7 protein-coding genes are annotated in these 8,594 nt (G+C 30.7%); 4 read left to right on the top strand and 3 right to left on the bottom strand.

Annotation, left to right across the window (positions count from 1 at the left end):
- The 3 genes from QM495_RS11880 to QM495_RS11870 form a co-directional block, all read right to left on the bottom strand.
- On the bottom strand, positions 1-849 hold an 849-nt coding region (locus tag QM495_RS11880; RefSeq protein ID WP_408672333.1), incomplete at its 3' end, for an ABC transporter permease.
- Positions 842-1,771 (bottom strand): ABC transporter ATP-binding protein, encoded by a 930-nt coding sequence (locus QM495_RS11875; protein WP_408672332.1) that lies wholly within the window; start codon positions 1,769-1,771, stop codon positions 842-844. The genes QM495_RS11880 and QM495_RS11875, both read right to left, overlap by 8 nt.
- Before the next feature lie 73 nt (positions 1,772-1,844).
- On the bottom strand, positions 1,845-2,534 hold the full coding sequence (locus QM495_RS11870; protein ID WP_408672331.1) for a hypothetical protein: 690 nt from the start codon (positions 2,532-2,534) through the stop codon (positions 1,845-1,847).
- Between the two features lie 128 nt (positions 2,535-2,662).
- Here QM495_RS11870 and QM495_RS11865 point away from each other — a divergent pair, with 128 nt between their 5' ends.
- From QM495_RS11865 to QM495_RS11850, 4 genes are read left to right on the top strand one after another with little or no spacing between them, the layout of a single operon-like run.
- Positions 2,663-3,097, top strand: coding sequence for a MarR family winged helix-turn-helix transcriptional regulator (locus QM495_RS11865; protein ID WP_408672330.1), 435 nt, complete (start codon positions 2,663-2,665; stop codon positions 3,095-3,097).
- Between the two features lie 38 nt (positions 3,098-3,135).
- Complete coding sequence (locus QM495_RS11860; protein WP_408672329.1) at positions 3,136-5,535, top strand: 3-hydroxyacyl-CoA dehydrogenase/enoyl-CoA hydratase family protein; 2,400 nt, start codon at positions 3,136-3,138, stop codon at positions 5,533-5,535.
- A 3-nt stretch (positions 5,536-5,538) separates the two neighbouring features.
- Positions 5,539-6,723 (top strand): acetyl-CoA C-acyltransferase, encoded by a 1,185-nt coding sequence (locus QM495_RS11855; RefSeq protein ID WP_408672328.1) that lies wholly within the window; start codon positions 5,539-5,541, stop codon positions 6,721-6,723.
- 29 nt (positions 6,724-6,752) lie between these two features.
- The gene (locus QM495_RS11850; RefSeq protein ID WP_408672327.1) at positions 6,753-8,546 is read left to right on the top strand and encodes an acyl-CoA dehydrogenase family protein; all 1,794 of its coding nucleotides are present in this window, start codon (positions 6,753-6,755) and stop codon (positions 8,544-8,546) included.
- Positions 8,547-8,594: the final 48 nt, after the last annotated feature.

Here is an 8,594-nt window from a genome sequence, read left to right as displayed (position 1 = left end):
TTGTTGAACTTGTTGAACTATTTCAGGGTTCATTTGCCCAATACTTGTACTTGAACTAGCTGCTTCTATCCCAAAAATAGATGTAATTACAAACATTAACAAACCGGCTGAAATCATCCAAATAATAAATTGTAAAATACCCGCTAAAGCATTCCCAATTATTTTACCCAACATTAATTGAAATGGTTTTACTGATGAAATTATGACCTCAATAATTCTACTTGTTTTTTCTTCAATTACACTTCGCATTACCGATGTGCCATAAATAATAATGAACATAAAAATTAAATACCCAAAACCACCACCAGCAGCCATTCGCAACATACTTCCAATTTTAGATGACTTTTCACCTGAGAAATTTTCAGATGCTATATCTACAGTTGTTTCTGTTGCCTTTATTTTATCAACATCTACATGAAGTTGTTCTATTTTAAGATTTCTAATTTTCTTTTCTATTCTACCCTCAATCCCTGATAATAAAGATAAACTAGGTGCATCTTCTGAATAGAATTGAATTCCTTTTGAAAGGTTTATTAAGCTATCATTTTTTGGGATATAAATTAAACCATAATAGAATTCTTTAGTTTTATTTTTCGCAACTTCCAACCCCAACGCTGTCAAATTCACATATTTTGTTGTTTCAGAATCTTCAAAAACTGCTGTCAATTTTTCAGATTCATCTACAAAAGCTACCTTTCTTATTTCTTCGCTGTTTTTTTCATTTAGAAAAATTATTAATGAAAAAAGTCCAACCATTAATAACGGACTTAGCAATGTTAATATGATAAATGATTTGTTTTTAACCTTTGCTAAAAACTCTCTCTTAATAATTAATTTTAATTTATCCATTGTTAGCTACTGATTTTAGAAAGATATCATTTACGCTTGGAATAACTTCTGTGAAATGTGTAATTTGAGCTTTATTATTTAAAAACTGAATCATTTCTGTTGAAGTCTCTCCTTTTTTTAAACTTATTAAAAGACGTAAATCATTATTAAATGACGGTGATTTTGAATTTTCCACATTAAATTTAGAATTTATATCCTCAAAAAGTTTCTCTTTTTGATTACTTAACAGTCCTACTTCAAACTGATTAGTTCTATATTCTTGTTTAATATCATTTAATTTACCATCTAATATTTTGTTCGATTTGTTGATTAATGCAATATGATCGCATAATTCTTCTACTGATTCCATTCTGTGTGTAGAAAAAATAATACTAGCACCGTTGTCTCTAAGTTTTAATATTTCATCTTTGATTAAATTTGCGTTAATAGGATCAAAACCACTAAAGGGTTCATCAAAAATTAATAATTTTGGTTCGTGCATCACTGTTACAATAAATTGTACTTTTTGAGCCATTCCCTTTGATAATTCTTGAATTTTTTTATTCCACCAATCGGTAATTTCAAATTTTTCAAACCAATAATGCAATTTCTTTTTTGCTTCAGCTTTAGACATTCCTTTTAGCTGTGCTAAATATAATGCCTGTTCACCAACTTTCATGCTTTTATATAATCCACGTTCTTCAGGTAAGTATCCAATATTCTGAATATGATGTGGTTGCAATGGTTCACCATCTAAATAAATGGTTCCGCTATCTGGTAATGTAATTTGATTTATAATTCTAATTAGAGATGTTTTACCAGCACCATTTGGACCTAATAATCCAAACACACTTCCTTCAGGTACTGAAATAGAAACGTTATTTAATGCTGTAAAATTTCCATAATTTTTACAAACATTATCAACTGTTAAAATATTTTTCATTCTTTAGATTTTGATTCAAGGAACGAAAATAATTTTAATTTATTAGAATTCGGTTAAACTTTTACTAAAATTATTATAACCTATCAATATATTTTTGCTGTATTGTTTTTAGTAAATCAATAGTAGCTTTTGGTTTTACCACACGAACAATTTCTGTAATTCCTCCATTCACATATAAAATTCCTTTTGCAATATCAAAACTACGATCTGTCATATTATTTTTTACTTCTATAGTAATTCTTTTAAATTCTTCCCAGCTGATAAATTTTGGTAACTCAACATAAAATACGCCATCTTCTATAATAGATTTATAAATACCTTTGTCTAATTCTTCTATTTCAAAAAACCTATTAATTCGAATTACAGCTTCAGTATCGCTAAATTTTTCACTTTTTACAAACCCAAAGCCCTCATCATGATAATATTGTTGAACTTGAGCTACATCAGTAAACCTATTCATTCCTCTTACTCTAACTCCATTCAACTTTCTAGATTTTATTGTCACTTCACATTTTGCACCCTCTAATTCCAAATTATAGGTATCATTAATTTTTTTTGTTACACGTAAAATTTTTTCAAATGAATTAATTGATTTCGTAACAAAAATTACAGCTACTGGTTTATCAATATCCGTAAACCTGCTATAATAAGATTTATAAGGGTCAGGAACATTAATTACAAAAGTTTTAGGAATTTTATTTACATCTATTGTATCAATATTTTCTTGTTTAATTATTTTCCCTATAAGTTCTTTTGCTCCCATAATTTAAGTTTGTGTTTATTATTTTTAAACTTATTCTTTTTTTTTAAATAAAACAAGTAAAATCGTTACACAAAATATTTTTTTAAAATTTATTATGCACGCATAGTATTTTTTTATATATTTGAACAATGCAAAAAGAAAAAACAATAGATCATGCACTTAGAGCTACTTGGTTGGCAGTTGCTAAAATGTATAATGAACAAGCCTCCAAACACGAAAGCACTATGGCTATGGCTTTTGTTTTATTAAAAGTTGATAAAAAACATGGAACTCCATCTACATCACTCGGTCCACTAATGGGAATGGAACCTACAAGTTTTTCACGTATTTTAAAAAATATGGAAGAAAAAGGGTTTATTTATAGAGAAAAAAATCCAGATGATGGACGAGGTGTTCTAATTAAACTTACTGATTTTGGTTTAGAAAAACGAAATATTTCTAAACAACATGTAACTCAATTCAATGAAACAGTTAAAAAACATATTTCAGAAGAAAAAATAAAAAACTTTTTTGAAGTCACAGAAACTATAAACAATTTAATAACAAATAAAAAGATTTTTTAAACTGAACCAACAAATAAAAATATAAAAACCAGTAAACAATGAAAAGACCAATAAAAAAAGTAGCAGTCATTGGCTCCGGTATTATGGGATCAGGCATTGCTTGTCATTTTGCAAATATTGGTGTAGAAGTTTTGCTACTCGATATTATTCCTCGAGAATTAAATGCCATAGAAAAAGCAAAAGGACTTACACTTGAAGATAGTATAGTACGTAACAGATTGGTTAATGATAGCTTAAAAACTTCATTAAAATCAAAACCATCACCTATTTACAACCAAAAATTTGCTAGTAGAATTACTACCGGAAATTTAGAAGATGATATTTCAAAAATTAAGAATGTTGATTGGATTATTGAAGTAGTTGTTGAACGTCTTGATATTAAACAACTAGTTTTTGAATCAATAGAGAAACATCGTACACCAGGTACACTAGTTTCTTCAAATACTTCAGGTATTCCAATTAAATTTATGAATGAAGGCAGAAGTGATGATTTTAAACAGCACTTTGCTGTAACTCACTTTTTTAATCCTGTTCGCTATTTAAAACTTTTTGAAGTAGTTCCAGGTCCAGATTGTAAACAAGAAGTTACAGACTTTTTAATGATGTATGGTGAAAAATTCTTAGGGAAAACTTCGGTTTTAGCAAAAGACACACCTGCATTTATTGGAAATAGAGTTGGAATTTTCGGTATTATGAGTTTGTTCCACCAAGTAAAAGAACTTGGATTAACAGTTGAAGAAGTAGATAAATTAACCGGACCAGTTATTGGTAGACCAAAATCTGCAACATTTAGAACTGTTGATGTGGTTGGCTTAGATACCTTAGTTCATGTAGCAAACGGAATTTATGAGAATTGTCCAAAAGATGAAGCTCATGAATTATTTAAACTTCCTAGTTTCATCAATACTATGATGGAAAATAAATGGCTGGGTAGTAAAACTAAACAAGGGTTTTATAAAAGAGTAGTAGAAAACGGTAAAAAATCTATTCAATCTTTAGATTTAGATACTTTAGAATATAGCCCAAGCAAAAAAGCAAAATTTGCAACGCTTGAAATGACAAAAACTATTGATAATGTTATTGATAGATTTAAAGTCTTAGTAAAAGGTAAAGACAAAGCGGGTGAATTTTATAGAAAAAATTTCGCTTCAATGTTTGGTTATGTTCAAAACAGAATACCTGAAATTTCAGATGAATTATACCGTTTAGATGACGCTATGAAAGCTGGTTTTGGTTGGCAACATGGTCCTTTTGAAATTTGGGATGCTATTGGTATTGAAAAAGGAATAGAATTAATGCAAGCCGAAAATATTTCTGTAGCTAGTTGGATAACTGAAATGCTTAAAAATGGAAATAAAAATTTCTATACCGTAAAAGAAGGAGCAAAATATTACTATTCAATTCCTTCAAAAACTCAAGAAAAAATTCCTGGACAAGATAGTTTCATCATTCTTAATAATGTTAGAGAATCAAAAACAATTTGGTCAAACGCAGGTGCTTCAATTCAACATTTAGGAGATGGTGTTTTAAATGTCGAATTCCAATCTAAAATGAACACATTAGGAGGTGAAGTTTTACAAGCAATAAATAAAGGTATTGATTTAGCTGAAACTGAATACGATGCTGTTATTTTAGGTAATCAAGCTCCAAACTTTTCTGTTGGCGCAAATTTAGCCATGGCATTTATGATGGCTGTTGAACAGGAATATGATGAATTAAATATGTCTGTAAAATATTTCCAAGATACCGTAATGCGTTTACGTTATTCATCGTGCCCAACTATTATTGCACCACACGGATTTACTTTTGGAGGTGCGTGTGAAATGAGTTTACATGCAGATAAAGTAATTGCAGCAGCTGAAACATATATTGGCTTAGTTGAATTTGGTGTTGGAATTATTCCTGGAGGTGCTGGTTCAAAAGAAATGGCTTTAAGAGCTTCTGAAGGAGTTTTAAAAGACGATGTTAAACTAAATAAATTACGCGACTATTTCATCAATATTGCAATGGCAAAAGTTGCAACTTCTGCTCATGAAGGATTTGATTTAGGATTTTTAAAAGAACATAAAGATTTAGTTGTGGTTAATAAAGATCGTCAAATTGCAACAGCTAAACGTCATGCAATCCAAATGCTTGAAGACGGATATACACAACCCGTGCCTAAAAAAGCACTGGTTTACGGACAACAAGCTTTAGGTATGTTTTTAGTGGGAACTGATAGTTTAGAAAAAGGACATTATGCTTCAGAACACGATAAAAAAATAGCTAATAAGCTAGGTTATGTAATGGCTGGTGGAGATTTATCTGAACCAACCTACGTATCTGAACAATACTTGTTAGATATTGAGCGTGAAGCAATTATGAGTTTATTTGGAGAGCGTAAAACATTAGAACGTATAGAACACATGTTAAAAACTGGTAAACCTTTAAGAAACTAAAAAATGAAAACAGCATATATAGTACAAGGATATAGAACAGCAATTGGAAAAGCTCCAAAAGGTGTTTTTAGATTTAAAAGACCTGATGAGTTAGCCGCTGAAACTATAGAACATTTATTAAAAGATGTTCCACAACTAGATAAACATAGAATTGATGATGTAATTGTTGGTAACGCAATGCCTGAGGCCGAGCAAGGTTTAAATATTGGACGGTTAATTTCTCTTATGGGATTAAAAATTGAAGATGTTCCAGGGATGACTGTAAACAGATATTGTGCATCTGGATTAGAAACTGTAAGTATTGCCGTTGCTAAAATTCAATCTGGAATGGCAGACTGCATTATTGCTGGTGGTGTAGAAAGTATGAGTTATATACCAATGGGTGGTTATCGCCCCGTTCCAAATTATAAATCGGCAAAAGAAGGTCATGAAGATTATTATTGGGGAATGGGTTTAACTGCTGAAGCTGTTGCTCAACAATTTAAAGTTTCACGTGAAGATCAAGATGAATTTTCATTTAAATCACATATGAAAGCTTTGAAAGCTCAAGCAAATGGAACTTTTAATGATGATATTGTTCCAATTACTGTAGAAAATATTTTTATAGATAGTAATGGTAAAAAACAAACGAAAAATTATACCGTTTCTACTGATGAAGGACCTCGTAAAGGAACTTCAATTGAAGCCTTATCTAAATTACGACCTGTATTTGCAAACGGGGGAAGTGTTACTGCCGGAAACTCATCTCAAATGAGTGATGGAGCATCATTTTTATTAATTATGAGTGAAGAAATGGTAAAAGAGTTAAACATTGAACCTATTGCACGCATGGTTTCATTTGCTGCTGTTGGCGTTGAACCTCGTATTATGGGAATGGGTCCTGTAAAAGCAATTCCTAAGGCTTTAAAACAAGCAAATTTAACATTAAATGATATTGATTTAATAGAATTAAATGAAGCTTTTGCATCACAATCATTAGCAGTAATGAGAGAACTTGATATCAATCAAGAAATTGTAAATGTTAACGGTGGAGCAATTGCACTAGGACACCCACTTGGTTGTACAGGTGCTAAACTTTCGGTACAATTATTTAATGAAATGCGCAGAAGAAAAAACAAATATGGAATAGTAACAATGTGTGTTGGTACTGGTCAAGGTGCAGCTGGAGTTTACGAATTATTAAAATAAAATATCTAAAAATTAAATAGTAACTTAAAATGGCAACAATTAAAGGAGGTGAATTCCTAATTAAAGAAATTAAATCAGAAGATATATTTATCACAGAAGAGTTCAATGAAGAACAAAAAATGATGAAAGATGCGGTAATTGAATTTATAGACCGTGAAGTTTGGCCTTTGAAAGAACGTTTTGAAAACAAAGATTATGCTTTAACTGAAGAAATAATGCGTAAAGCTGGTGAAATGGGATTTTTAGGTGTTTCAATACCTGAAGAATATGGTGGAATAGGAATGGGATTTGTATCAACAATGTTGGTAACTGACTATATTTCGTCTGCAACAGGTTCATTAGGAACTGCTTTTGGTGCACATACCGGAATTGGAACCATGCCAATTTTCTTATATGGAACTGAAGAACAAAAACAAAAATATTTACCTGCTTTAACCTCTGGTGAAAAATTTGGTGCGTATTGTTTAACGGAACCTGGAGCTGGTAGTGATGCTAATTCAGGTAAAACTACAGCCGAATTAACTGCTGATGGTAAACACTACAAAATTAACGGACAAAAAATGTGGATTTCAAACGCAGGTTTTGCAGAAGTTTTTATTGTTTTTGGGCGTATTGAAGATGATAAAAATATCACAGCTTTTATTTTAGATTTTGATAAAGAGAACCCTAACGGTGTAACATTAGGTGAAGAAGAGCACAAACTTGGAATTGTATCCTCTTCTACACGTCAAGTGTTTTTTAATGACACGTTAGTACCTGTAGAAAATATGCTATCCGATAGAAATGCCGGATTTAAAATTGCATTAAACTCTTTAAATGTTGGTCGTATTAAATTAGGTGCAGCTTGCTTAGATGCCAGTCGTAGAATTATTACTGAATCTATAAAATATGCAAACGAACGTTTTCAATTTAAAGCACCAATTTCAAGTTTTGGAGCCATTCAAAAGAAAATTGCTGATATGAGTACAAAAACTTTTGTTGCGGATGCTGGTTCGTACAGAGCAGCAAAAAATATTCAAAATATGATTGATGCTTTATTAGCTGATGGTAAATCTCATCAAGAAGCTGAATTAACTGCTTTTAGTGAATATGCAATTGAATGCGCAATTATAAAAGTATTTGGTTCTGAAGTTTCACAATTTGTTTCAGATGAAGGTATTCAAATATTTGGAGGAATGGGATTCTCTAAAGATACACCAATGGAAAGTGCATGGAGAGATGCTCGTATTACTAGAATTTATGAAGGTACAAATGAAATAAACCGATTATTAACTGTTGGAATGTTGCTCAAAAAAGCAATGAAAGGAGAAATTGATTTATTAACACCTGCAATGGAAGTTGGAAACAGTTTACTTGGAATTCCTTCTTTTGATACTCCTTATTTTTCTGAATTACTATCAGAAGAAAAAGCAATGATTTCAAAATTAAAAAAAGCATTTTTAATGATTTCTGGTAAAGCTGTACAAACTTATGGAGCTGATTTAGATAACCATCAACAATTAATTTTAGCTGCTGCTGAAATTATGATTGAAGTTTATATGGCAGAATCTGCCGTATTAAAAGCAGAAAAAATTGCTAAATCAACATCCGAAAAAGCTGTTGAACAACAAATTGCTATGGCTAAATTAAATTTGTACAACGCTGTTGAAAAAACAACTAGTTTTGGTAAAGAAGCAATCGCCTATTTTTCTGAAGGTGACGAACAACGTATGATGTTAATGGGATTAAAACGTTTTACAAAATATGTAAATAACCCAAATCCTATAGCATTACGTAAAATAATTGCAGAAAAAGTGATTGCAGAAAATAAATATTGTTTCTAGAATACAATTTATTTAACTACGCTAAGGAGCTGTTACTTTTGTAACAGC

The sequence above is a fragment of the Lutibacter sp. genome, from assembly GCF_046055765.1.
In the GTDB taxonomy this organism is placed as follows: domain Bacteria; phylum Bacteroidota; class Bacteroidia; order Flavobacteriales; family Flavobacteriaceae; genus Lutibacter.
This window is presented reverse-complemented; position numbering and strand designations above follow the sequence as displayed.